The following is a 25,161-nucleotide window of genomic DNA, read 5'->3' as shown; positions in this document are numbered from 1 at the left end:
GGAGGGTCCGACGCTCCCTTCTCCTATCAGTCCTTACTTGAGGTAAAGGCAGAGATCTGCCCGCTCATGTACTGCTGCAAAGCCTGGGCCTTGGCCAGTGCGGTCTCCATCGTCTGGAACTTCGCTTGCATCTTGTCCCTGTAGCGCTGCACGCGACCCTCGACGGTGTCGATGTCGTCGTCGATGCTCTCCATGCTCTTGGTGAGGCTCTCGGCACCCTGGGTGATCGAGCCGGTCTCCGTGTCCAGCGCGAAGGAGATGTACTCGCTCAGCCGTCTCGCAGCACCCTTGCTTACGCTGACTCGCCCCAGGTCGACTCCCGACTCGGTTGTCGTGATCTTCAGCGTCAGCCCGTCAGTGGTGGCATTGCCGCTGTCGCCGGTGAGCACCTGTCCCCTGCCGGTCGCCGCCTCGCCGTTGATCGTCGCCGCCACATCCTTGCCCCAGTACGTCTCTGTCGACCCCGCTGTCGCACCGCCGAGACCCGTGCCTCCGGCCCCGTCATCCAGCGAGGAGGACATCACCACGGCGTAGGCGGACCCGTACTGCTCATGCTGTATCTGCAAGTGCTCGTGTCCACCCTCCGAAACGACGGTGGCCTCGTAGGCAGAGCCGTAAGTCTGGAACCAGCCGTTCAGCCGATCTGCAGCTTCCCGCAGCGTCATCCCCGCCTCCAGCGTCACCGGCGAGGTGCCGTCAAAGGTCAGCGTCTCGGTGGCAGTGAGTGTCGCACCGGCTGCATACTCGCGCGAGGAGGCCGTGCCACGCTCAGCCGCCTGCGTGATGTGAACCAGGTAGCCCGAGGCATCGCTTGTCGCCGTGGCACGGGTCGAGGAGATGAACTCGATCTGCGGGCTGTCCGACTCGGCCTCCAGCCCGAAGAGCCCTCCCACTCGACTCGGGTCCTCCGTCAGCACCTGCGTGAGCTTCGCCGTTTCCAGCACGAGCCGGTCGTGGGCATCCGTGGTGATCCCGATCGACGCGAGGGTGTCTGAGGTCGTCGCTGACATCGCGATGGGGTTGCTGATGGTGCCGCGCAGCCCGTACTCAAGGTTCAGGATGGCTGCGTCGCCGAAAAGAACGCCACCGCTCTCGGTCTCCGTGTCGTACGCCTGCGCCGAGGCGATCTGGTCGATGAGGCTGTTGTAGGCGGAGGCAAAGGACTGGACCTTCCTGAGCGCAGAGGTCGTGTCCTGAGCGACAGTCAGCGTCAGCGTCTCCGTAGGTGCCGCCCTCGTCAGCTCGATGCTGAGGCCGTCAATCACGTCGTCCATCGAGTTCGTCGAACGCGTCACGGTCACGCCGTCGACGCGGATCCGGGCATCACAGGCAGCCTGCTGCTCGTTCGCGATGCTGTGCTGCACCAGCCCCAGGGTGGACAGCACGTTGTTGTCGTCCGTCAGTGTCAGCGTCCCCTCCGCCTTGTCGATCTGGAGCCGGTACTGGGTCTTTCCGCCAGCCTCCTCCGAGACCACGCTGGCACTCACGCCCTGGGCTTGCAGTTCCTCACTCTGGTTGATGCGGTCGCGGAGGTCCTCGAGGCTGTCCGAGCCCAGGTCAAGGGTGAGGCTCACTCCGGCAATCAGCACCGTCCCCGCCGGCGGGATAGTGAGGCCCAGGGCCACTGCAACGTCCAGCGCCGAGTTCGCGACGCCGTCAGACTGGGCCGAAGCATCGCCCGCAAGTGGGTGCTTCAGAGAAGCTTCTGCGCTGACCAGTCCGAGCTTCTGGAGCAGGTTGCTTCCCGTCCCGTCTACCAGGTCGATGGAGTTCTCGACTCCCGGCTGCTGGGCCGTAAGCACCAGACGAGCATCGCCCTCTGCCACCTGGATGACGTCCGCATCGACTCCCGCACCCGCCGCGTTGATCTTGTCGCGCAGGTCCTTGAGTGTGTCGCCGGCCGTCAGTGACACAGTCTTCCCGTTGATGCGCAGGTCTCCGGCCGCGTTCAGGGCAGCATCGGCGTCTGCCACTGCGCCGGCTCCTGAGAGCACTCGCTGCGCCTGGGCCAACTGCTCGACAACTACCTGGTGGGTTCCTGTCCGTGCCTCGGAGGATGCAGACACCGCCAGCGGGGCCGTACCGGTGCTGTATCCCGACACGGTGGCCCCACGTGTCAGGAACTGTGAGGGTGTGGCCAGGTCTTTGGCAGCCAACTGCAGTGCTCCCAGGGAGGCGTTGATCGACTGGTACGCCGCCAGCTTCTCCTGCAGCGCTGTCTTCCGTGCCTCCAGCCGCTTGATCGGCTTGCTCTGAATCTCCGCGAGCTGATCGATGATACTGGTGGTGTCGAGGCCGGAGGCAAGACCGTCGAGGTACGTAGTGCCGCTGACGTTACTGATGGTAGTAGTGATCCCCGCAACACTGCTTGACACGAATGCCAACCTCCTTCAAGAGACGACCTACAGTCAGGCCCAGGGAGACCTGCAACCAAGTCTGCCGAACCTGCCATCAGGTCCACCGCCCCCGGTGAACGTGAGAAGCGTACTCCCAGTCGCCCAGGGAGCACGGTCTCCTTGTTGACATCGGCATCCGCGGCGCTCCTCTTGACCCCGCCTCAGCAAGGCCACAAAAAAAGACCCCGCCCGAAGGCGGGGTCTGAAGATGCACCCTTGCGACCGACGCTGCTAGTTGCGGTCAAACCACAGGTCGGTGGGGTTCTGGCTGTAGTAGAAGGAACTGGTCTTCATCCACTTGACGTGGCCGTCGACGAAGGCAACGTTGGCGCCGCCGTTGTGCACACCACGAGCCCGCGGAGAGTAGGGCGGGTCCGTGCTGACGGCGTTGGCATCCTCGTCGTTCGCGGGCATCGGCACCGGTGAGCCGAAGATCGAGGGCTTGCGGACGCTCAGGTCCCAGCCGGTCAAGCACTGCTTGACGTCGCAGATCATGACCGTCTCCGATGGCGACTGGATGTTGGCCAGCGGCTGCCAGTCCAGGTAGTCCATGTTGTAACCGTAGGACTTTGCGTTGGTGCTCGGGCAGTAGACGATCTGGATGTTCTTCACGTAGGGCTGCGCGAAGGTGTCGCACCAGTTGCCGCCGCCTGCAACAGCGGGGTTATAGCGGTAGTACCGTGGGCACAGCTTCTCGTCATAGTCCTGCGCATACATCATGATACCGAGAGCCAACTGCTTGAGGTTGCTGGAACACGATGACTGCCGCGCCTTCTCTCGTGCCCGGGCGAAAACCGGAAACAGGATGGCCGCCAGAATCGCGATGATGGCGATGACAACCAGCAACTCGATGAGCGTGAAACCATGGCGTTTCATCGGCAACTCTCCCATATCGTAGCGCTACTGCCTGCGGAAGCGACGCCCGCCCCATCACAGGTCCGGAAAGACTATTCCTCCCTGTCCAGGATAGTCCTCCTTGCCTGACCCTGATTGTTACCCCCAGCATCAGGCACTCATCCCTGAAGCAGCTTCCCGGTACCTTAGCGGCACCCGCAGACAGTGTCTTGAGTGGAGCAAGACCGGCACAAAAGAAAGACCCCGCCCGAAGGCGGGGTCTCGATGGGCGCAACCAGGGACAGCGCTGCTAGTTGCGGTCGAAGTACAGGTCCGTGGGGTTCTGACCATAGTAGAACCCGCTGGTCTCCATCCACTTGACGTGACCATCGACGAAGGCGATGTTCGAGCCGCCGTTGTGCACGCCACGAGCACGCGGGGAGTAGGTGGGATCGCTGCTGCCCGCCAAGTCATCCTCGTCGTTGGTCGGCACGGCCGGCGGAGTGCCGAAAACAGAGGGCTTGCGAACGCATACATCACCGTAGGCGCCGGTACTGTTCTTCTTGATCTCGCAGATCATGACCGTTTCCGAGGGGCTCTGGATGCTCGCCAGGGCCTGCCAGTCCAGGTAGTCCATGTTGTAGCCGTAGGACTTGCTGTTGGTGCTGGGGCAGAGCACGACTTGCGTGTTCTTGATGTAGGGCTGCACGAAGGTGTCACACCAGGTGCCGCCGCCGGGAGTGGACGGGTTGTAGCGATAGTACCGCGGGCACAGCTTCTCGTCGTAGTCCTGAGCGTACATCTCCACTCCGAGCGCCAGCTGCTTCAGGTTGCTGGAGCACGATGACTGCCGGGCCTTCTCGCGGGCTCGCGCGAACACCGGGAAGAGGATTGCCGCGAGGATTGCGATGATGGCGATTACCACGAGCAACTCGATAAGCGTAAAGCCATGTCGTTTCATCGGCGAACTCGTCTCCTTTTGCGACTCCTGCCCGTGGGAGCGGAACCCACCCGCCACAGTTGCAGGATGCTGTGCCCCCATACGCTCTGGGGGTCTTCTCTTGCGGGCTCCGCCAGTGCTCTCGCGGTTACGGAATCGCCCGCAGGGCCTCTCCTGCGGGCGCGCTTGACGGTTGACGGCACCGAACAGCCTTGCGGCTGTCCAGCCGCGAACCAGCGGCAAGACACTCTGCGGCGGGTCTGCCTGCGCCAGGAGAGCAGCAGCCGACTGTACGAGGTCGCCGTCTGCGTCGGGGTCAGGTACGAGGCCCTCACCAACGACACCTACAGGAGATTTTCACTATACCTCAGTCTTGCCCCGCAGTCACGCACCAAAAAAAGACCCCGCCCGAAGGCGGGGTCTGAAGATGCACCCTTACGACCGACGCTGCTAGTTGCGGTCGAAGTACAGATCGACTGGATTCTGACCATAGTAGAAGGAGGTGGTCTTCATCCACTTGACGTGACCATCGACGAAGGCGATGTTCGCGCCGCCGTTGTGCACGCCACGAGCCCGCGGGGAGTTCGCCGGATCGCTGGCGACCGCCAAGTCATCCTCGTCGTTGGCGGGCACGGTACTCGGCGTGAAGGTCGACGGCTTCCGGCAGTGGATGTCACCGTACACGCCGGCCGCGTTTTTCTTGATGTCGCAGGCCATCACCGTCTCCGACGGGGACAGGATATTGGCCAGCGGCTGCCAGTCAAGATAGTCGGCGTTGAAACCGTAGGACTTGGAGCTGGTGCTCGGGCACAGGCAGACCTGCGTGTTCTTGATGTAGGGCTGCACGAAGGTGTCAAGCCAGTTGCCGCCACCCGGGACGGCCGGGTTGTACCGATAGTACCGGGGGCAAAGCTTCTCGTCGTAGTCCTGAGCGTACATCATTACGCCAAGAGCCAATTGCTTGAGATTGCTGGAGCACGACGACTGCCGGGCCTTCTCGCGTGCTCGCGCGAACACCGGGAAGAGAATTGCCGCCAGAATCGCGATGATGGCGATAACAACCAGCAACTCGATCAGTGTAAAGCCGCGTCGTTTCATCAGCATACCCTTCTCCTCTTGAGACTCCTGCCTGTGAAGGCGAGGACCGCCCTACACAGGTACAGGGAACCACGGTTTGCTACTATACAACAGAACCACCCCTCATTCCAAGACCAATCGGTGCAGTTTACAGCACCCGCGCCGTCTCGCCGCCTGCACGGCGACCGGCAGGTAAAGAGCGACGCCCACAGGGAAGCTCCCTGCGGGCGTCTTTCGTCACTTGATGCGGTTCGCGAGTCTCGCGGCCGTCTAGCCCTGGATGAGCTGCAGGACGTTCTGCGGCAGTGAGTTCGCCTGCGCCAGGAAGGCAGTGGCCGACTGTACCAGGATCTGAGCCGTCGAGTACTCGGCCATCTCCTCGCCGAAGTCCGTGTCGCGGATGGCGCTCTCAGAGGCTGCCAGATTCTCGCGAGCGGTGGCCAGTGAGCGGCCCTGCGCCTCGAGTTCGTTGGACTGGAAGGCTCCGAGCTGGCCTCGCAGCGAGCTGACGTTCTTGATGGCATCGGCGATAGCCGTCAGAGCGGTCTGGGCCCCGGCAACCGTCGCGATGTCCGTGCCGTTGATCCCCAGCGCCGTTGCCGTGCAACTCGAGATCGTGGTACTCGCTGTCTCGCTGGCCGTCAGGCCGATCTGGAAGGACACACTGCCCTGGGTCACGTAGACGGCATTCGCATGGTTGGCAACCGAGTTGCCGGCCGCCGTGAGGTTGATGATGTCGCCGGCGGCGTCCTTCAGTTGCAGGCCCTTGCCCTGATTGTAGGTCCCTGCAGCGCCTCCCGTGACCGTCGCCGCAGCATCGGTGCCATACTTCACAGCGGTCGACCCGCCGTTGAGGACGTCGGCAGTCTCCACGTAGATGATGCCCTTGTCACTGCCGAAGCCGGCCTGGTCGAGCTGGACATGGTCGGTGTCCCAGGTGGCTGTCACACCGGTCTGGCCCGTCTTTGCGTTGATGGCATCAACGACCGTCTGGACCTTGTCGGTGGTGGCGAAGGTGCCGATGGAGGTGCCGTTGATGGTGATTGTGCCCGCGTTGTCGAGCGCAGTGGCTGCGGTGGCGTAAGTGTTGGTGCCATCATGGGACGCCTTGGTCGCGGCGCTCGTCACGTTCACGCTGGCATAGCCTGCGGCCGCCGAGGAACTGAGCTGGGCTGAGGCGATGTTGGTCGTGTCCAGCGTTGTCGCGGCGGTGCCTGCGCTACCGTCAAGCAGGTTCAGCCCGGCGTACTTGGTGTTGTTGGCGATCTTGTTGATGGTGTTCAGCGCGGACTCAACCTGTCGCTGCAGAGCCGACCGGGTGTCCGCCGTGTTGGTGCTGTTCGACGCCGAGTCCAGCGCCAGGTCGTTGATCTGCCGTAGCAGGGAGTTGACCTCGGTGAGCGCGCCCTCTGCCGTCTTGATCAGGTTGACGCCTTCCGATACGTTCTGCTGCACGACGTCCATACCGGAGATCTGAGCTCGCAGGGTCTCGGACATCACCAGTCCGGCCGGATCGTCCGCAGCGCGGTTGATCCGCAGACCGGAGCTCAGCCGCTCCATGCTCTGACCGACCCGATTGGTGTTCAAGGACAGGTTCCGCTGAGCGTTCATGGCAGTGATATTGTGGTTGATACGGGTGAGAGACATCTGGTCGTTTCCTCCTTGAAGAGGTGGCCGAATCCTCCGGCCGCCTGCAGGCAGCTTCCATGCTTGCCTGTTGTGGGTGCTGGCCTAGCTCCCCGGGGTGTGCAGGGACGGTGGCGACTGCAACCGGCTGCCGAACCGCCCTGCGGGTGTGCGCACTACTCACATCGGCCTGAGGTCTCTGCGCTTGACGGCTCGAATGTAACGGTGAGGTAAACCACTCGGAGGGACTATCCGGGGAAGGGCGCGAGGTCAGGACTCGGGGCGAGCGTGAGCCTGGGCCGAGCGCGTCACGAGGTCGAGAACGGCGGCATCCGGCTGACTCGCTGCCGCATTCTGCCGCGACACAGCCTCCACCAGCTCAGCCCGGTGAATCGTGACTTCACCGGGTGCCTCAATGCCCAGACGCACCTGACCTCCGCGCAGCGAAAGCACTCGCACGCGGATGTCCGGGCCGATACATATTTCCTCGCCTGCTGTCCGTGTGAGCACCAGCATCATGAGCCTCAAGCAAGGCACACGCCGTCCGTCATGCGTGAGCCAGGGATCGCAGAGCGGGTTCCAGCAACTCGCGAGTCTGCTCCAGCGGCCCGTCAAGGATGATCTGCCGTGCCCGCTTTCGCTCGAAGTCGACGACCAGCGGCGCCAGAAGATTGATGGTCAGCCTGGCCGGGTCTCGGTCGAGGACAACGATGCCATAGGCGGCGAGGAGGGAACTGTTGCAGGCCTCCTCACCTTTTGCATAGGCACAGAGGGCCTCCTCGGCACGATCCGGGAAGAGCATCTCGAGGGGTGCGACAACGAAGGCCAGGGCCGGCTCGTCAAGGCTCTGCAGCCACGCAAAGGGCCATTCCTCCTCCCGTGCCACCATTACATAACGCGTCGCCCTGTCGAAGGGAGCGATCCCCTCCGCCACATGGAGAGCATCGGACTCCGCGCACTCCAGGAGTCCACATCGTGGGGAAAGCAACTGCATTGTCTACCTCCACGGCCCTTGGCCCTTTGGTACTCTCGCCGCTCTAGCCCGTCAGATCGAAAAGCGTCGGCAATTGTAGAATCTGCCCGAGGACGCTCAGCGTCGCCTTGTAGGCTGTCTCCTGGGCAGCGTACTCGGTGACCCCGGCGGCGAGATCGATGCTCTCACGGTCCGCGAGGATCTCCTGGTACCGCAGCCTGGCGTCCTCCAGTGCGTCCTGGCTGGCCTGCAGCCGCACGTCCCAGGAGCCGACGGCGCCGCGAAGTTGCACGACATTGCTCCGCAGAGCCTGCATGTCGTCGAGACGCTGGCGCACGGCTCCGCTGTCGCCGGTCTCCACCGCACACGCAAGGCTCTCCAGGGCCGTGAAAACGTCGGCGTCGACGGCGTCCACCGCGCGCGTGCCCGAGGAGTTCTTGTAGTTCAGCACCTGGTCGCCGGGCACCGCAATCGGGCACGTCCGACCGTTCCCCAGCGGAACGGTCATCTGGTTCGAGTCACCCGCGTAGGTGGTGCTCAGAGCTCCACCCACGAAGGGCGTCTGGCGGTCCTGATACCCGCCGAACAGGTAGCGGTCACCCGACTTCGTGTTCGCCGCCGTGAGGATCGACTGCGCATAGGACCTGATCTCGACTGCGCAGGCCGCGAGCTGTGACTGGCCCTGCGAGGTTGCCTGCAGCGAGGTGGAGGCGGACTGGATCGCGCCCTGGAGTGCGTCCGAGATCTGGCTCAACGCTCCATCAGCCTCTCGCAGCATGGCAACGCCGCCACTCAACACCTCAGCGCGCGTCTTGGCTGTAGAAAGCTCCGTGTTGACCTGCGCGACGAGCACCGCGTCGAGAGGATCGTCCGAGGGCTTGCTCACACGCTTCCCCGAGGACATGGACACGTTCAGATCGCCCAACTGAGTCTGCAGCCGGGTCACGGTAGCCGACATCTGATCGAAGAAGCTGCGGGTGCCGATTCTCATCGCCAAAGCTCCTGTGGGTAGCGACTGGCTGCGACTCCGACGGGCCTGCTACAGACGCAGGAGGTCATCAATCATGGTCAGGACCGTCTGCACGACGCGCTGGGCCGCCGTGAGCCCCTGCTGCGCCTCACCAAGTCGGAGCGCCTCCTCATCGAGAGATACGGAGGCGACCTCCTGATAGCGCGCATCGAGGGAGTCGATGACCGCCTGCCGACCCTCGCAGCGTGACCGAGCCGACTGGACGTCTGTCCCCAGAGTGCCCAGATACTGGATGTGGGATTGCACGATCCCTGCTGAGTTCCGCAGGGCCTCCAGCGCGGTAGCGTTCGCACCATTCCCCGATTCACCGGGCTTGTCAGCCGCAGCGATCTTGTCAGTGTCGCCCGCAATCGCCGAGTTCAGAGCCAGGGTCTGCGCCGGTGTGTCGACGTCATAGGTGAAGAGATCCAGGCCGGCCGATCCGTCCAGGTCGTAGCCCGCCCTGTGCTGCGTGTTGACTGCCTGGGCGAAATCCGACACCAGTGAGCTGAGGCTCTCCAGCGCGGGCTTGAGCAGTTCCGAGCGGGCCTCGACTCGTCCGGCCAGCTCTCCCCCAAGCCCGTCAGGAGGTTGCTGGCCTCTGAAGCTGATCGCGTGATAGGGTGCGCACCCCGCGATGTCGCTCGCGACCGTCGTGAGCTCCAGCTCCGAGGCGACCGCCCCCTGGACCAGCGGATGGCCACCGATCAGAACGTCAACTTGTCCGGGCTCGCGCCCGACTGCGACGCTGCCGCAGAGCTGAGACAACTCGCGCACAGCCGAATCGCGCTGCTCGACCAGGTCGAGCGCCTGGTCCTCTCCTCCGGCCAGCCCGATGCTCGTGTTGAGCTGTGCCACCTGCGCTGCGAGTTGATTGACGCGCTTGACCCCTGCCACGAGCTGCGAATCAGTGGTGCTCAGGGCATCCCGGAGCCCGGCGTCCATCTCGCCGACGGCATCACACAGGCTCTCTGCCGCGGCCAGCAACTCGTGCCTCTGCGAGGTGGCGGCCGGGTCTGCTGCGACCTGGCTGAAGGCGTCGAAGAAGGCATTGAGCTGCGTGACCAGCCCCTGGCCGTCGGTGCCTGCCGCCACTTCCTCAATGTCCTTCAGGGTGTTCGAGAGCACGGTCTCGCGGCCGAGCTTCCCGGTCTCCAGATCCACCTGAGTCCGGAGCAGGCCGTTCCCCAGACGCCGGACGCCGGTCACTTCGACGCCCAGACCGCTGTGGTTTGCCGGGGAGCCCGTCTCACCGGGCACCGAGGCAACCAGGACCGCGCGACGCGAGTAGCCGGGCGTCTGAGCGTTGGCAACGTTGTGGCCGATCATCTCGATCTCAGTCTGTCGAGCCACGATAGCGGAGCGTGCGATCTCCAGTGCACGAAGGCTCACGGTCTCTTCCTCGCTTACCCGGGCAAGCCGAGGGGCGGCTACCTGGTTGTCTGTTCCTCAAGCGCTATTCGCGGTTGCCCTGGCTGTCGTAAGTACCCGGCCTAGTTGCGCGCAGGGCCAGCCGGAGAGCCGTAGTGTGCGCCCGAAGATCGCCGATGATCTCCAGGGCTGTTACCAGCTCACTGCGTGCCAGCATCTGCGCTTCGAGCAGACCGGCCCAGACCTCGGCCACTTCCGGGTTGCTATACTCCTCGGCACCTGTTTCCCCAACCTTGAGTTCTACGGCCAGGTCATGCCGCTCCACCGCATCTCGCTCGAGGTCGCGTGCGAGCAAGAGAAGACCGTCGCAGGCCCCCTGGGCGGCCTCGTACTGGTGATCGGCGAAGAGCCGGCGTAGCGTGCGCAGCCTCTCGACAAAGTGCCGGTAGTCGGCGGTCTCGGAGCGCAGAGCATAGAGCAGCGTCGGTGCAGAGCAATCCGTCAACGGCGTGCCGTAGTCAACTGCAGACATTGAGCTTCCCCCTGGTTGGTGTCGCCAAGCAGCGCATCGCAGATACTGTCACGGTCGATCGAATACGTCCCCCCGGCTATTCGGGAGTGCAGACTCTCCAGCTTCGCAGCCCGCTGACGTGAGGCTGCAGCACTCGCCTTGCCGACCAGCAGGAACAGCCGTGCCTCGTAACTGAGCTCGGTTGTGCAAGCCGACGTCTCCTGCTGAGAACGGACGGCGTCCTTTGGCTTGCACACCGCCGCCGAAGGGTAGTCCGGCCTGGGCACAGGGCCCCTCGGGTCCACGCGCATCTTCTACCTCTCCTCCCCGCCGAGGTGTCGGTATGCCGCTGAGGAGACGCCTCCCGCGTGGTGGCTGAGGCTCTTGTACAGCGACCCGGCGATCCCGAAGCCCCCGGACTGGGCGAGCGAATCGGCAAGTGCAGTCGTGCGCAGGTCCTTCAGCACGGAGTCGCCCGCTTCCGACGCGAAGAGCCCCGAGGCTGCACCCTCGGGCTGGGCGGTCGTGAGCAACTGCCGCAGAAAGATGGCCTCGAAGCCCTGGCAGGCCTTCATGAGTCGCTGATCCACGGGCTTCGACGAAGCCTGGACAGAGTCTGCGGAACGGGCTGAGTTGATGAGCATGGCAAATCCCCCGAGCGGAACTGAGAGGCGACCGACATCACAACGCGAGCTGACAAGACCTGCTACATGAGCACCAGTTCGGCTTGCAGTGCCCCGGCGGTCTTCAGCGCCTGCAGGATCGCCACCAGGTCACGAGGCTTGACGCCCAGTCCGTTGAGTGCCTCCACCAGATCGCTGAGCCGGGTCTGTGGGTGCAGCTCAACCAGGCTCGACGCAGGCTCCTCGACCTTCAGGTCGGTCCGTGGTGTCACGACCGTCCGGGCTCCCGGCAGGTCAGGAGTCGTCGTCGGTGGCTTCGCCGCGGACGCAACTCCAGTGCTCCCGGTCGGCTTCGGGGCCACTTCCGCAGGCGTAGCTGCAGCGTCTTCTGTCGGCCCCTTGCCTGCTGCCGATTCGAGTACCGTCGTGCTCCCGGAGAAGGGCGGCGGCTGCGAGACCTCAAACCCGCTGCTGACGGTGATGGTCAGGCCGCCGTGAGCCACTGCTACCGGCAGGATGCGCACATCTCCGCCGATGATGATCGTGCCCGTGCGCTCATTGACTACGACTCGGGCCGCCGTATCGCCGACCACCGACAGGCTCTCCAGTTCCGCGATCAGCCCGACGACGTCGCCCCGTCGCTCCTGCGGCACAGCTACCTCGACGCACTCGGGGCCGACCGGTCGAGCACCCTTGGTGCCCAGTTGCGCGTTGATCGCCTGCGCCACCCGGGAAGCCGTCGTGAAGTCCGGATCGCGCAGCGAGAACTGCAGCCGATCGGTCGTGGGAGTGCCCTGGACCGCCTTGATCACCGTCCCCGCAGCCGGAGCCTGGCCTGTCAGCGCATGGTTCTTCTGCACGCTCTGGCCGCCGGCTTTGGCGTTCATCCCACCAATAGAGACGGCGCCCTGACCGAGGGCGTAGACGTTGCCGTCGTCGCCTCGCAGCGGGGTTGGAAGCAGGATGCCGCCATAGAGGCTCTTCGCATCGCCAACCGAGGCGACCGTCAGGTCCAGCCGGTCGCCCTCTCTTGCGACGGCGGGCAAGGCTGCGGTCACCATCACCGCGGCGACGTTCTCCGTCGTGACCTCCGACGGCTGCAGTCGGAGGTCGAAGTGCTCCAGCATGTTCGCCAGGGCCTGAGCGGTCAGCACAGACTGCGTAGAGTCGCCGGTGCCGTCGAGACCCACGACCAGGCCGTAGCCCATCAGCTTCTGGCCCGTTGTGCCCACCAGGGTCGCGATGTCCTTGAGGCGCACCGCCGTCGAGGGCACAGCCTGCCCGGTCTGTGGCAAGAGCCCCGCGAGGAGCGATAGCACGAACACCGCTCTCAGTGCAGTCTGCCGGGGATGGCGCGCCTTACCCGAAGCGTATCCCGTCATGGTTTCCCTCAGAACACCAGGTTGATGAGGCGGGTGATCAGACCGACCTTGCGTGCGGGCTTGCGCGGGTCGCTACCGGCGTAGGTGATCTGCACGTTGGCCAGGTCGTAGGAGTAGATCGTGTTGTCCGGCCGCACATCCTTGCCGCGGACCTCGCCGCGGATCGTGATGGTCTCCTTGTCGTTGTTGACCACCACAGAGCGCTGACCCTCAATCACCAGGTTGCCCGCCTCGGTCAACTCGGCGATCCGCACCGTCATCCGCGCGTTCATCGTCCCACCACGTGCCGAGGAGCCCGAGGCCGAGGACGCCGTGGACCCGCTGAACCCCAGCGCCTTCAGGAAACTCAGCTTCCCGGTGCCGCCGGCGATATCCGAAGCGGTCTTCTGCTGCGTCGTCTGGTCGGTCTTCATGTTGGCGCTCGTTGCTTCCACGATCACCAGGTGCAGCGTATCGCCGATCCCGCGGGCAACTCGGTCGCCATACAAGGAGGCGAACAGACCCGCCCCATCGGCGCGGCAGACGATCGCCGCAGTGCCCAACAGTAGCAGCATCGGTATGACAAGCAGGATCAGGCCGGTCTGAGCCCGTCGAAGAGCATTCATCGGATCACCTCAGCGGAAGTGGCGTCGAGGACTCGCGCATACACCGTCGCACGGGTCTCGATCACGCGGAATCGTCCGGTCCCCAGGGCCACACAAGTCTCCATGCACTCACCGGGTGTCTGCACCGTCAGTCCTCCGGCGCGTACCAGCAGCGTGACTCTGGCCCCGGGACGCAGCACCTGCGACGCTGGGACCTGTGCCGCAGGCGTCGTCCTCGCCTTCGTCTCCGCAGTCGGTGGTGCAGCAACCGCCTTCCGCGACACCGTGACCCGCTCGGGACACGTGACCTGCACGCTGGTCAGGTCGAGCCCGGCATGGCGGAGTCGAAGCCGCAGGTAGCCCGCGGTCAGACTCCGTGACTGTCCCGGTGACAGCGCCGCAGCGACCACCAGCGAGGCAAGTCCGGTAGCGGCCTCCGGCGGCTCAAGGGTGGCGAGCTCACCCAGGGTCGCAGCCTCGCCGACCACTTCCGTCTCAGTGCGGAAGCTGATGGACTGTGGCGCGGGAGCTGGTTGCGCCCAGGCCCAGGAGGCCGCGATCAACAGTGCAAGGGTGAGCATGGCCCTTCTCCTCAGTGACTCGGTAGCCGGCGCGGAGCTGCAGCTATCGGTCGTTAGCGTTGGACGTTGTTGGCGGTCTCGAGCATCCGGTCAGCCGTCTTGATCGCCTGCGAACTCGCCTCGTAGGCCCGCTGGGCGACGATCATGTTGACCATCTCTTCCACGACCTGGACGTTCGACAGCTCCAGCACTCCCTGGCTGATCGTGCCGGTTCCCTCGAGACCTGGATTGGCGGTCTTCGCGGCTCCGGAGGCTGCCGTGGCGGTGTAGAGGTTGTGGCCGAGGTTGGATAGCCCGGCGGGATTGGGGAACACGGCAAGCTGAATCGTCCCGACCGTCTTCGGCTCAGTGCTGCCCGGAGACATCACGGCCACGGTGCCGTCGTTCATCACGGAGATGTCGGTGGCATCGGAGGGAATGGCTATGGGCGGCTCCAGCAGGTAGCCGTCGGAGGTCACCACGTTGCCGTCGGCGTCCATCTTGAAGGCGCCGGCACGGGTGTACGCGACCTGCCCCGACGGGAGCGTGACCTGAAAGAACCCGTTGCCCTCAATCACGAGGTCCAGCTTGTTGCCGGTTTGCTCGAAGGTCCCCTGCTCGAAGTTCTTGACGGTGGCGGCGGCCTTCGTCCCCAGACCTACCTGCAGCCCGGTCGGGAGCTGCACGCTCTGCGTCGAAGGGCTCCCGGGCATCCGCAGCGTCTGGTACATCAGATCCTGGAAATCGACCCGCATCTTCTTGTAGCCCGCCGTGTTCACGTTGGCGAGGTTGTTGGCGATGGTGTCCACGTTCAACTGCTGAGCAATCATTCCCGTTGCAGCCGACCACAGGGAGCGCATCATGTCCCAGTCACCTCAATCTGATTCTGTCTGGTGGCGGCAGACCTCCCGAGGCGTCACCGCCACCCTCTAGCCGAGTAGCAATTGCCGTGCCGTGCCTGCCTATCCGTCTCGCAACGTCCGAGTCTCTTGCCTTGCTACGCGGTGGTAGCTTCGATGAGCTTGCCAAGACTCTGGTCGGCGGCATTGATGGCCCGTGCATTGGCCTCGTAGAGCCGGTAGCCGTCGGTCATGGCCACCACCTCCACCACCGGGTCCACATTCGAGCCTTCCACTGCCCCCTGCATCACCGAGGTCGTACCGACCGGCACAGCGCCCTGCGAGCCGGTCATCGCTGAGCCCGCCCGATGGCTCAGGGCAGACTGGGCCGGAAAGTCCACCACCAGCAGACGGTCAACACGCTGTTTGTCGCTATACACGGTTCCGTCTTCGGCGATGAGCGTGTCGCTGCCCGTCAGCCTCATGGGGCCCTGCGTGCCCAAGACCCGGTAGCCGCCCGTCGTGACCAGGTAGCCCTGGCTGTTGAGCGTGAAATGCCCGTTCCGGGTGTACAGTCGCCCCGCGCCGGTGTCGACGACGAAGTAGCCCCGACTGCGCAGGGCCACATCCAGGGCGCTGCCGGTCTGCTTCACCTCACCCGGGCGCAGGTCCACGCTCTGGGAGACCACCGTCTGGTTCTGTGGGTTTCCTCCCGTCACAGCTCGGGCGATGCAGCGCTTGAAACCAGTGGTGTCGACGTTGGCAAGGTTGTGGGCATGCACATCCTGGCGCAGGAGCTCGGAGAACATCGTGGCCGCGGATCGGTAGACTTCGCGCAGCATGATCTTGGTCACCTCAGGCTTTCCGGAAACGGGTGCTCTTGGGTTGCCGCGTGGCAGCTTCGGCCCAGTGCTCTTAGCGCCGGTCCTCCGCAGCGCCCACAATCTCGCAGATCTGTTCCAGCACGCGAAGGCACTCTTCCCGGACCTGCTCCGGCGCGATCCCCAGCACCTGGGCTGTCTCTGCCAGGCTCAGCTCCTCCTGCAGCAGCAGGGCGAGAACTTGCAGGCGCAGCGTGTCCAGCTCTTCGAGCACAGACAGCACACGGCTTCGCATCTGTGGCGTTGGCTGCACTCCGACCAGCCTCACGGACCCCAGCGCACCGAGCCCGTCCTGAAGGTCGGCGCCGAGGTACTCCAGCGTCAGGGTCTCGGCTCGCCGCTCATAGCCCTCTGCGGGCCAGTGCTCGGAGCAGGCGCGCTCCGCCACCTTCAGAAGGAGCTGTCCGACCAGGCTCTCACGGTCGGTGCCGGCAGCCAGGCAGTCACTGCCTCGTGCCATCGCGGCGACCACTGCCGGGGCGCAGCGCTCCACGGCTGCCATCATCTCGTCCGTCACTTGCGAAGCCTCGGAGGGGAGCACGGAATCTCCTTGCATATCAGGAAGGCGGTCAGGCGGCGGGTATCCCGGCTACCCTTTCTGCAATCGCCGTGCCTGATCCAGCGACGCCGCACTGCGCAGGCGCCTCGTGAAGATCAGGCAGCGCTCAGCTCGGCCTGAAGGGCAAGCTGCCCGATCACCTGCACCTCAAGGTCGGGTGGAACCTCGGCGTGGGAGACCACGGGGATGCCGGCGAAGTCACGGGCCGTCAGCAGGCGCACCGGTCGCCGGGCCTGAGGGGAGGTAAGCAGCACCGGCTGGTGCCCCGCACGCATAGCCGCCTCGGCAAGGTCACGTACCTGGGTGAGCAGACGCATGGCCAGCCCGACCTGCAGCCCACAGACCGGGCCCTGAGTCGTGACGAAGGTCGACTCCACGCACTGCCGCTCCAGGTCGGGGTGCACGGTGATGGCCCGGAGGGACCCGTCGCTGCTCAGGTATCGGCTACAGATCACGCGCGACAGCGAGAGGCGACACACCTCCACCGCGTCGTCGAGGTTCTGGGTCGCCCGCAGACCATCGCCCACGGATTCGAGGATTGTCGAGAAGTCACGTACTGGAACGCCCTCGGCCAGCAGAGCGCGAAGAGCCTGCTGAACCTGTCCCACGGAGGCCAGGTCGGGCACTGTGTCGTTCACCACCGACGGCTCACGCTCGCGCAGGGCATCAATCATGTTCTGCACGTCCTGGCGACTCAGCAGGTCGGCCGCTCGCTGCTTGATGACCTCACTGAGGTGCGTGGCGATGACGGTCGCACAATCAACCACCGTGTACCCGCGTGCCTCGGCAAGGGTGGCGTCCTGTTGCCGAATCCACTTTGCCTGCAGCCCAAAGGCAGGCTCGAGGGTGTCCTCACCCGGGATGGTCGGCGGCTCCGGACTCGGGCTCAGCGCCATCATCATCGGCGGCCTCAACTTCCCGCGACCGGCCTCGGCTTCCTTAATGCGAATCACGTACTCATGCGGCCCCAGAGTCATGTCGTCACGTACCCGCACAGGCGGAACCACCAGCCCCAGGTTCTGCGCGATCTGCTTGCGGACGCCTGCAATGCGGTCGAGCAACTCGCCGCTCTCCGGGTCGGTGAGCGACAGCAGTCCGTAGCCAATCCGCAGGCACAGTCGATCGACCTGGATCAGATCATCGACCGGCGACGGCTCGAAGTTCGTACCGGCCTCTGTCGCTGCAGCGACCTCCGTCTCAGCCTCGGGGCGCTTACGCAGGAGATACCAGGCGACTGCGCAGACCGCCCCTCCGACCGTCACGAAGGCGGCGCTCGGCAATCCGGGAACGAGACTGAAACACACGAGCACGACCCCGACGATGAGCACCGCCCTTGGCTGCGCGACCAACTGCCCGCAGACCTCGGCACCAAGGTTGTCCTCTGAGGCCGCCCGGGTGACCACCAGACCCGTTGCCGTCGAGACCAGCAGGGCCGGGATCTGACTGACTAGCCCGTCGCCCACGGTCAGCAGGGAGAACCGCTGAACGGCCTCGCCGATGGGAAGCCCGAGCTTGACCGCACCCAGGATGATCCCGCCGAGAAGGTTGATGACCACGATGATGATCCCGGCGATGGCATCCCCGCGCACGAACTTGCTCGCACCGTCCATGGCGCCGTAGAAGTCGGCTTCGCGTTCCATATCACGACGCCGTGCCTTGGCCTCGGCCTCACCGATCAGCCCCGCATTCAGGTCGGCGTCGATACTCATCTGCTTGCCGGGCATCTCGTCGAGGGTGAAGCGGGCCGCCACCTCAGCAACCCTCTGAGCACCGTTGGTGATGACTACGAACTGGATCACCACCAGGATCAGGAACAGGATGAGGCCCACCACGATGTCGCCGCCAACCACGAACCTCCCGAAGGCCTCAATCACCTTTCCGGCGGCGCCGTGGAGCAGGATCAGTCGCGTCGAGGAGACGTTCAGTGCCAGGCGGAATAGCGTGGCCACGAGGAGCAGCGAGGGGAAGACCCCGAAGTCCAGAGGCTTCTCCACGTACATCGACACCAGCAGAATGCACAGTGCCATGCCGATGTTGATCGTCAGCAGCACATCAAGCAGCACCGGCGGTAGCGGGATCACCAGCATCCCGACCAGCCCGATTACGCCGACTGCCATCAGAACATCCGATTGCTGCGCGAGACGCCGCAGGACGATCATGAAGCCGGCCTCCGAAGCCGTAGGTTGCCAGTCGCCTAGAGGGCTTGTGCCCGGGCCTTAGGGCCGCGAGCGTGCTTGAGAGTAGAGCGCCTGACGTGCCAGCCGCTCCTGACGACGACGGTAGATTCCGGCGAGGACCTCTGCCACTGCCTGATACAGCGGCCCCGGCACGTAGTCGCCCAGTCGCGTGGTCTTGTACAGGCTGCGCGCGACCTGGATGTTCTGTACCACCGGGATGCCCTGGCGCTGAGCAATCTGCACGATCCGCCGCGCCAGTTCAAGCCGGCCCTTGGCGACGACTCGCGGGGCAATCATCCCAGGCTCATACCACAGCGCGACCGCCAGGTGAGTCGGGTTGACCACCACCGCCGTCGCCTGCTTCATCTCTCGCGAGATCCCCTGCTGGAGCATGTTCCGCCGCATCGACTTCCGGCGCGCCCGCATGTTCGGGTCGCCCTCGTACTGCTTGTACTCGTCGATCAGCTCCTGGCGCGACATCCGCAGCGAGCGCTCATATTGCCACCACTGGAAGGCGTAGTCGGCGATCCCTATCAGGATCAGGGCACCGGCGCAGCGCTTCAGCAGGGAGAACACCAGGTTGGTCGCCAGCCCGGTGCCAGCCTTGAGGCTGCAGTCAGACAGCCTCGCGAAGTCGCTCCGACGAGCCCACAGGAGCAGCGCCGCCGATCCCAGGACCAGCAGGATCTTGAGCCCGCTCTTGGCCGCCTCCGCCAACCCCTGCACGGAAACCAGGCGTTTCATGCCTTCCACGGGGCTCAAGCGATCCAGGCGGGGCTGCAGCACCTTGAGCGCGAACAGCATGCGCGTCTGCCCCATGCCAACCACCAGCCCCGTCACCAGCGACGACGCCACAACGGGCAGAACGAGTCCGGTCCATATCGTCCCCCAGGCCTGGGCCATCTGCGTCAGGCAGTGAGCGTCCAGGTCACGAGCTCCTGCCAGGGTGAAGGTCCACTGGCTGATCCGTGCAAACTCCTTGCCGGCACGTGGCCAGAGGGCCTGCGCCACCAGGGCGGCAGCACCGAAGGCGAGCCCGGCAGTGAGGTCGCGACTGATGGCGACGCGACCTTCCTCCCGGGCCTTCTCACGCTTGCGCGGAGTAGCTTGCTCTGTGCGGTTGTCATCAGCCATGCTCGCCCTGGCACCTGTCCTTCAGGCAGCTTCCGACCTCTCCGCTGATCGGGCCTCAGCCGGTCCCCAAGAGCGCTCCAACATAGTCGCGCAGGTCGGTGATCAGTTGTCCGAGTCCCCAGGCCAGCAGCGGAGCGCTGACGGCCAGTACCAGCAGCCCCGCGCCGACCTTCACCGGGATCCCAACCAGGAATACGTTCATCTGCGGAACATGCCGGCCGACCACAGCCAGCGCCAGGTCCGCGAGAAGCATCGCCGTCGTACCCGCCACACACAGGCGGACCGCGATGTCCATGGAGCTGGTGAGGCAGCCCAGGAGCAGGGACAGGGCGGAAGAGCTGAAGCTGACCTGTCCCGGAGGGATTCGCTCGAGACTCCGACCCAGGGCCGCCAGAACCCAGTGGTGACCGTCCATCACGAAGAAGAACGTGAAAGCCGTCAGGTAGTACAACTGCGCAAGCGGCGCCCCGCTGTGCGCCGAGATCGGGTCGAGGGTCTCGCCCATGCGGAACCCGACCTGCACATCCAGCAGCTCACCGGCCCAGCGTGCAGCTTCCAGCAGCACCGTCACACACCAACCCACGATCAGCCCCAGGGCCAACTCGGAGACCAGCGCCAGCATGTACGCTTCCGGGTTCTCCGGAGCATGGGTCTGCGGTCGCATTGCTGAGACTGTTAGCAGCGAGACACCGCCGGCAATCGCCAGACGCACCATCGGGGGCACCCTCTCGCCACCCAGGCCGGGCAGGAAGGCAACCACACCCACTGCCCGCGCAGTCGGCAGAGCATAGGGCAAGACCAGGGCGACGAGATCCTGAAGGGGGGCAAGCATAGGACGAGTGGCGACTCCGGGTGCGGGATAGAGGGTCGGCGAGCCGGGTGAACGGGTGGCAGACCAGGCCGACTTCGGTCCGGAGCCTAGTGAGCGTAGCGCTCCAGATGCCCAATCAGGTCCGCGCTGTAGTCGGTCAGCACGTGCAGCATCCACGGTCCGAGCACCGTCAGCAGCACTGCCACCGCAATCATCTTCGGCACGTAGGTCAGGGTCATCTCCTGGACCTGCGTCGCCGCCTGCAAGATGCTGATCGCAACCCCCACTACCAGGGTCACTGCAAGAATCGGGCCACAGACCTTGAGGCTCACCAGCAGCATTTGGTTGACCAGATGCAGAACCGTCGCGTCACTCATGGCAGCGCTCTCCGCAGCGGCGTCAGGTGAAACTGACAACGAGGGACCGGGCGATCAGGTGCCACCCGTCGATCATCACAAACAGCAGGAGCTTCAGCGGCAGCGAGATCGTCGTCGGCGGCAGCATCAGCATCCCCAGGGACATCAGGGCGCTGGCTACCACCAGGTCGAGCACCATGAAGGGTATGTAGAGGATGAACCCGAGCTGGAAGGCCGACTTCAGCTCACTGATGGCAAACCCCGGTAGCAACACCCGCATCGGCATCTCCTCGGGCGAGGCCGGTCGAGGAAGGTGGCCCAACTGCAAAAACAGCATCAGGTCGCGCTCGCGAGTCTGCTTGAGCATAAAGGCCTTCAGCGGACCGGCGGCCTGAACAACCGCCTTCTGGTAGGTCAGCTTACCCTCGAGGTAGGGCTTCAGGGCCTGCTGATCGACCTGCTGCCACACCGGCTGCATCACGAACATCGTCAGGAAGAGCGCCAGCCCCACCAGGACGGTGTTCGGTGGTGTCTGCTGACTCCCCAGGGCGCTGCGGAGGAACCCCAGCACGATGATGATGCGCATAAAGGAGGTCATCGTCATCAGTGCCGCAGGCAGCAAGGACAAGGCCGCCAGGCTGAAGACCAGCCGCAGCGTCAGCGCCATGTCCTCTTCGCCCTTGTCCTTCCACCAGTCGCCGGGAGGGCCACTCGCGCCCGGTGTCTGGGCATGGGCCCAGGAGCCGGCCAGCACGAGCACCACCAGCACCAGCAGCAACCGTCCGAGCAGCAGTCTATGTCTCATGGGCGGATACCTGTCGTGGGAGTCCTTGCGACCTAGGAGGCTCTTGAGAGCGCCCGGATCAAAGCGTCGCGACGAGTGGCCCAGTCTGTCTCCTGCTCGTGCGCGAGGGACACCGGGATCGCACTGGTCGAGGTCTCATAGGAGGGTGCGGGTGGCAGAAGCGCATCGGCCGTCTTGGGAGGAGGGACCGCCGCCCCATGCTCGTCGAGGTCCATCAGCAGACTTACCTCACCGCCGGCGTGTTTGGCGACCAGCACCGACCGGCCATCGATCTCGATGACATGCAGCACTGCGCCACCACCCAGGGCCATCTCAGCCACGCGCGACAGCCGACGCGTCTCTCTCGGCGCCGCACTCTGGGGTAGCCGTATCCCCTGGCTCTGAAGCGTCTTCACACCCCAGGCCACGCCGTAGACCACCAGCACCAGCAGTGCCAGCTTCGCCCCGACATCCAGCAGCGACACCTTGGCCGCCCCTGTCTCAGCTTTCGGTTTGGGGCGATCGGCGGCAGTCTGCGTCTGGGCTGCCTGCTGCCCACTGACCAGGTTGTCGGCGAGCTCCTCCGCGTCGTCTCCCTCCGGCCATGCGGGGCAGCTCCAACAGGCGAGAAGTACCAGCCCTGTCACAGCGGCGCGGGAGATACGCTCAAGGCGTCTGGTGACTGCAAAGGTCCGGCCCATGATCCATCGTCCCTTCGGCTGCTATCGGGGCTAACGGCCCACGATCTCGGTGATGCGCAAGCCCAGTGAGTCATTGACCACCACAACTTCACCACGGGCGACCAGGCGCCCATTGATGTGCATGTCCAGCGGCTCGCCTGGGAGGCGCTCAAGCTCAAGAATCGACCCCGGCTGGAGCGCCAGGGCCTCACCGAGCTGGAGTGTGGTTCCGCCGAGTTCCACGGTCACTTCCAGCGGCAGGTCCAGCATCGTGTCCAGGCTGGCCGCCCCGGCTGCAACGCTCTGACCCACCGGGGGAGGTGTCGCCAGGCTCGGGGACTGCAGGGGCTCCTGCGCTCCTTCCCCGGCAAGCGCGGCATTCGTCACTTCCTGCTCTGCGGGCACCTGTGGGATTGCGGCGGCACTGGCGGCATCGGGCATGGGGCATCTTCCCTTTCCTGAAGCACGGCTTGCTTGTGGCAGTCGGTCACCCGGCCAAGGTCACTGCATCACGAAGGAGGTGAACAGCACGCTGCGGACCTGGCAGTCCTTCACGACCTTCGCGAGCTCGTCTTGGAGGCACTTGCTCAGCGTCACATCAGGCCCGGTGGTACGGAGCCGATCGAAGGACTGGCCCGACAGCACTCGTACGATCGCGTCACGAGCTCGAACGTCGTCGGCCGGGGAAAGGCTCGGGGCCTTTGCCTTCTCTTCTCCCTCTTTCTTCTCTCCACCCGACTCCCCAGGCTTCATCACGGTCACGCCAATCGAGACATCCGTGCGCAGGTAGCGCAGGCGATCCGCCGCAGCCACATTCACCAGGAAGGCGCCCATCTCGACGAAGTCGACCTTCTCGGCCTGAGCGCCGCCCTTGTCGGCCTTCTCCGACTTCCTCTCCGTCGCTTTGCTCGACCGGCTGCTGGAGCGGCCATGGGCCTGCCTGCCGACGATGAGGTACGTTGAGCCGCCGCCGATCACCATCGCCAGAAGCAAGAGCACAGCCAGCTTGACACTTCCTCTGCGGTGCGTCATCGCGTACTCCTGTCAGGTGAGGCCCCATCGATTGAGGCCTTCGGTTCCGTCATGTTCTCAAGGGCCGGCAGCGTCAGCTCCACCGCCGGTGGCGCGATGTTCGGTGTCCCTGTCTGCTCTGAGCCAACTCCACTCTTCGTTGCGACGGGCTTCCCCTGAGGCTGGAGCAGTACGATGTCGATGCGACGGTTCCGCGCCCGGTTCTGCTCCGAGTCGTTCGGCACGACCGGAACTGTCTCGGCGTATCCCGCTGCACTGATCCGCCCCGGCGAGAACCCGTGCTGCTGCACCAGGTACAGCAGCACGTTCACCGCACGCTGGGCCGAGAGCTCCCAGTTGTTGGCAAACCTCGCGTTGTGCACCGGCAGGTCGCAGGTGTGCCCTTCAATGCGCAACTGGTTCGGCAGTGGCGCAACCACCTTCGCAATCGCACCCAGGGTCCTCAGCGCCTGCGGCGTGAGGTCTGCCGATCCTCGCGCGAACAACACGTCATCAGCCCGCACCCGGATCGTCACCACCCCGTCCTCCGACAGGAACTCCACATTCCCCACATCCTCCGGTGGGAGGGCATCACGAACCGACCCGGCGATCTTGGCCATGAGCGAGAAGGAGTCAGCCGGCAGGACCGTACCCAGAACTCCGGCGTCGGAGCTGATCCCCAGGGTCCCCGACATCATCTCTTGCGCCTCACCGCCAAACCCTGATCGCACCGAGACCGCCAACTGCGAGAACTTGCCAAGATTGAGCACGGACATCGCGTACATCATGATGAAGAAGGCCATCAGCAGGGTGATCATGTCCGAGTAGGTCAGGAGCCACCGCTCAACGTTTTCCTCTTCATGGCCGCCTGCCTTGCTACGCTTCCGCGCCAACCGACTCACCCACCCCACTGCCCACAGACTCCTCCGCCTCGTCGGCAGCGCTGCGGTCCTTCGGCGACAGGAAGGCTTTGAGGCGCTCCGCGAGCACGATCGGACTGTCGCCCGCTTGGAGGCCCTCGATTCCGAGCAGCGTCATGCGACGGACGAACTGCTCCTGCGAACTGCGGACCTTCAGCTTGGTCGCTGCCGGGAGGAAGATCAGGTTCGCTGAGCCGACCCCGTACAGGGTCGCCAGGAAGGCCGAGGCGATCGCCGGCCCCATGGTGCTGGGCTCGTTGAGCTTGCCCAGCATGTTCACGAGACCCATGACCGTTCCCGTCACACCGAGGGTCGGCGCCAAGCCTCCCATGGTCATGAAGAACCGCGCACCCATCTGGTGGCGCTCAGCCAGGGCCTCGAGCTCCGTCTCGAGGATGCTCCCCGTCACCTCGGGGTCGGTGCCGTCTACGACCAACTGAATGCCGCGCCGTAGGAAGGGGTCGTCGATGCGCAGGAGCTCACCTTCCAGCGCCAGCACTCCCTCCCGTCGCGCCACACGAGCAAGGTCGCCCAGAAGGCGAATCGTGGCCACCGGGTCCTGGGGCTTGCTGAAGAGCACGTGCCGGAACACCACGATGGACTTGAGGGAGACCCCCAGAGGCAACGACACCAGGGCCGCCCCGAAGCTGCCGCCGAAGACGATGAGCGCGGCGGGCAGATTCACCAGGGTCCGCAGCGACCCGCCCTCCATGACCACAGACAGCATCAGGGAGCCGAAGGAAAGCACAAGGCCAAAGATAGTTGCGAGATCCACGAGCGTACTCCCAGATCACTAGCGATACCGGACCACAAAGGCAGGCTCAGCGGATTACGCGAGCCAGTTGACCCACCGCCACCGGGTTCTGACCGGAGTCGCGGATGTCGTGCAGGAACTGGATCGCCAGGTCCCGCACTTCCTCCGCCGTCTCCCTCACGACATACTGGTTGCCCGTCGTCAAACGGATCACCGTGTCCGGCGTGGTCTCGATGCGCTCGATCAGAAGGGCGTTCACGACGAGGTTCGACCCATTCAGGCGTGTGAGTCGGATCATGATGCTACATCCCCTGCAATTGGTGTGCCGTGGTGAGAGGGCAGCGACGAGGAACTCGGCGATTCCCGCAG

The 25,161-nt window shown here is 64.7% G+C and carries 28 protein-coding genes; all 28 read right to left on the bottom strand.

Translation table 11 applies throughout. The features are described 5' to 3' along the window. Positions 1-26: 26 nt before the first annotated feature. Positions 27-2,375 carry a flagellar filament capping protein FliD gene (gene fliD / locus ABFE16_18600; GenBank protein MEN6347316.1) on the bottom strand — a complete coding sequence of 783 codons (2,349 nt, stop codon included), beginning with the start codon at positions 2,373-2,375 and terminating at the stop codon, positions 27-29. 252 nt (positions 2,376-2,627) lie between these two features. Then, entirely contained in the window at positions 2,628-3,272 is a 645-nt protein-coding gene (locus tag ABFE16_18595; GenBank protein ID MEN6347315.1) for a DUF1559 domain-containing protein, read from the bottom strand. A 268-nt stretch (positions 3,273-3,540) separates the two neighbouring features. Next, on the bottom strand, positions 3,541-4,191 hold the full coding sequence (locus ABFE16_18590) for a DUF1559 domain-containing protein (protein MEN6347314.1): 651 nt from the start codon (positions 4,189-4,191) through the stop codon (positions 3,541-3,543). A gap of 429 nt (positions 4,192-4,620) precedes the next feature. Next, positions 4,621-5,274, bottom strand: coding sequence for a DUF1559 domain-containing protein (locus ABFE16_18585; protein MEN6347313.1), 654 nt, complete (start codon positions 5,272-5,274; stop codon positions 4,621-4,623). A 243-nt stretch (positions 5,275-5,517) separates the two neighbouring features. After that, entirely contained in the window at positions 5,518-6,894 is a 1,377-nt protein-coding gene (locus ABFE16_18580) for a flagellin (protein ID MEN6347312.1), read from the bottom strand. 249 nt (positions 6,895-7,143) lie between these two features. Further along, complete coding sequence (csrA, locus tag ABFE16_18575; protein MEN6347311.1) at positions 7,144-7,392, bottom strand: carbon storage regulator CsrA; 249 nt, start codon at positions 7,390-7,392, stop codon at positions 7,144-7,146. Between the two features lie 28 nt (positions 7,393-7,420). Then, entirely contained in the window at positions 7,421-7,867 is a 447-nt protein-coding gene (locus ABFE16_18570) for a flagellar assembly protein FliW (GenBank protein ID MEN6347310.1), read from the bottom strand. 43 nt (positions 7,868-7,910) lie between these two features. Then, complete coding sequence (locus ABFE16_18565; protein ID MEN6347309.1) at positions 7,911-8,837, bottom strand: hypothetical protein; 927 nt, start codon at positions 8,835-8,837, stop codon at positions 7,911-7,913. Between the two features lie 48 nt (positions 8,838-8,885). Further along, a complete protein-coding gene (flgK, locus tag ABFE16_18560; protein MEN6347308.1) occupies positions 8,886-10,247 on the bottom strand; it encodes a flagellar hook-associated protein FlgK in 1,362 nt (453 codons plus the stop codon). A 64-nt stretch (positions 10,248-10,311) separates the two neighbouring features. After that, complete coding sequence (locus ABFE16_18555; GenBank protein MEN6347307.1) at positions 10,312-10,758, bottom strand: hypothetical protein; 447 nt, start codon at positions 10,756-10,758, stop codon at positions 10,312-10,314. 293 nt (positions 10,759-11,051) lie between these two features. After that, positions 11,052-11,381, bottom strand: a complete 330-nt coding sequence (locus tag ABFE16_18550) for a hypothetical protein (GenBank protein ID MEN6347306.1) — start codon at positions 11,379-11,381, stop codon at positions 11,052-11,054. A 62-nt stretch (positions 11,382-11,443) separates the two neighbouring features. Next, complete coding sequence (locus ABFE16_18545; protein ID MEN6347305.1) at positions 11,444-12,742, bottom strand: flagellar basal body P-ring protein FlgI; 1,299 nt, start codon at positions 12,740-12,742, stop codon at positions 11,444-11,446. 8 nt (positions 12,743-12,750) lie between these two features. Then, the gene (locus ABFE16_18540) at positions 12,751-13,347 is read right to left on the bottom strand and encodes a flagellar basal body L-ring protein FlgH (protein MEN6347304.1); all 597 of its coding nucleotides are present in this window, start codon (positions 13,345-13,347) and stop codon (positions 12,751-12,753) included. After that, complete coding sequence (locus ABFE16_18535) at positions 13,344-13,907, bottom strand: hypothetical protein (GenBank protein ID MEN6347303.1); 564 nt, start codon at positions 13,905-13,907, stop codon at positions 13,344-13,346. Before ABFE16_18535 ends, ABFE16_18540 begins: the two co-directional genes overlap by 4 nt. Before the next feature lie 53 nt (positions 13,908-13,960). Next, positions 13,961-14,749, bottom strand: a complete 789-nt coding sequence (gene flgG / locus ABFE16_18530) for a flagellar basal-body rod protein FlgG (protein MEN6347302.1) — start codon at positions 14,747-14,749, stop codon at positions 13,961-13,963. Positions 14,750-14,883: 134 nt separating this feature from the next. Further along, positions 14,884-15,567, bottom strand: a complete 684-nt coding sequence (locus ABFE16_18525) for a flagellar hook-basal body protein (GenBank protein MEN6347301.1) — start codon at positions 15,565-15,567, stop codon at positions 14,884-14,886. Between the two features lie 73 nt (positions 15,568-15,640). Further along, entirely contained in the window at positions 15,641-16,147 is a 507-nt protein-coding gene (locus ABFE16_18520; protein ID MEN6347300.1) for a hypothetical protein, read from the bottom strand. Between the two features lie 113 nt (positions 16,148-16,260). Continuing rightward, entirely contained in the window at positions 16,261-18,324 is a 2,064-nt protein-coding gene (flhA, locus tag ABFE16_18515; protein MEN6347299.1) for a flagellar biosynthesis protein FlhA, read from the bottom strand. 57 nt (positions 18,325-18,381) lie between these two features. Further along, complete coding sequence (locus ABFE16_18510) at positions 18,382-19,476, bottom strand: EscU/YscU/HrcU family type III secretion system export apparatus switch protein (GenBank protein MEN6347298.1); 1,095 nt, start codon at positions 19,474-19,476, stop codon at positions 18,382-18,384. 55 nt (positions 19,477-19,531) lie between these two features. Then, on the bottom strand, positions 19,532-20,308 hold the full coding sequence (gene fliR, locus ABFE16_18505) for a flagellar biosynthetic protein FliR (protein ID MEN6347297.1): 777 nt from the start codon (positions 20,306-20,308) through the stop codon (positions 19,532-19,534). A gap of 86 nt (positions 20,309-20,394) precedes the next feature. Continuing rightward, a complete protein-coding gene (fliQ, locus tag ABFE16_18500; GenBank protein ID MEN6347296.1) occupies positions 20,395-20,664 on the bottom strand; it encodes a flagellar biosynthesis protein FliQ in 270 nt (89 codons plus the stop codon). Between the two features lie 22 nt (positions 20,665-20,686). Further along, positions 20,687-21,448, bottom strand: a complete 762-nt coding sequence (gene fliP / locus ABFE16_18495; GenBank protein ID MEN6347295.1) for a flagellar type III secretion system pore protein FliP — start codon at positions 21,446-21,448, stop codon at positions 20,687-20,689. A gap of 32 nt (positions 21,449-21,480) precedes the next feature. Beyond that, positions 21,481-22,128 carry a hypothetical protein gene (locus ABFE16_18490; protein MEN6347294.1) on the bottom strand — a complete coding sequence of 216 codons (648 nt, stop codon included), beginning with the start codon at positions 22,126-22,128 and terminating at the stop codon, positions 21,481-21,483. Positions 22,129-22,158: 30 nt separating this feature from the next. After that, positions 22,159-22,548 (bottom strand): flagellar motor switch protein FliN, encoded by a 390-nt coding sequence (gene fliN / locus ABFE16_18485; protein MEN6347293.1) that lies wholly within the window; start codon positions 22,546-22,548, stop codon positions 22,159-22,161. A gap of 60 nt (positions 22,549-22,608) precedes the next feature. Next, positions 22,609-23,139, bottom strand: coding sequence for a flagellar basal body-associated FliL family protein (locus ABFE16_18480; GenBank protein ID MEN6347292.1), 531 nt, complete (start codon positions 23,137-23,139; stop codon positions 22,609-22,611). Then, entirely contained in the window at positions 23,136-24,011 is an 876-nt protein-coding gene (locus ABFE16_18475; protein MEN6347291.1) for a flagellar motor protein MotB, read from the bottom strand. The genes ABFE16_18480 and ABFE16_18475 overlap by 4 nt, the downstream gene beginning before the upstream one ends. Beyond that, on the bottom strand, positions 23,995-24,813 hold the full coding sequence (locus ABFE16_18470) for a motility protein A (protein MEN6347290.1): 819 nt from the start codon (positions 24,811-24,813) through the stop codon (positions 23,995-23,997). Before ABFE16_18470 ends, ABFE16_18475 begins: the two co-directional genes overlap by 17 nt. A 46-nt stretch (positions 24,814-24,859) precedes the next feature. Further along, positions 24,860-25,090 carry a flagellar FlbD family protein gene (locus tag ABFE16_18465; GenBank protein MEN6347289.1) on the bottom strand — a complete coding sequence of 77 codons (231 nt, stop codon included), beginning with the start codon at positions 25,088-25,090 and terminating at the stop codon, positions 24,860-24,862. Positions 25,091-25,161: the final 71 nt, after the last annotated feature.

Source organism: Armatimonadia bacterium (assembly GCA_039679385.1).
Lineage (GTDB): Bacteria > Armatimonadota > Zipacnadia > Zipacnadales > JABUFB01 > JAJFTQ01.
Note: the sequence above shows the minus strand (reverse complement) of the source record. Positions and strands in the feature narration are given on the sequence as shown.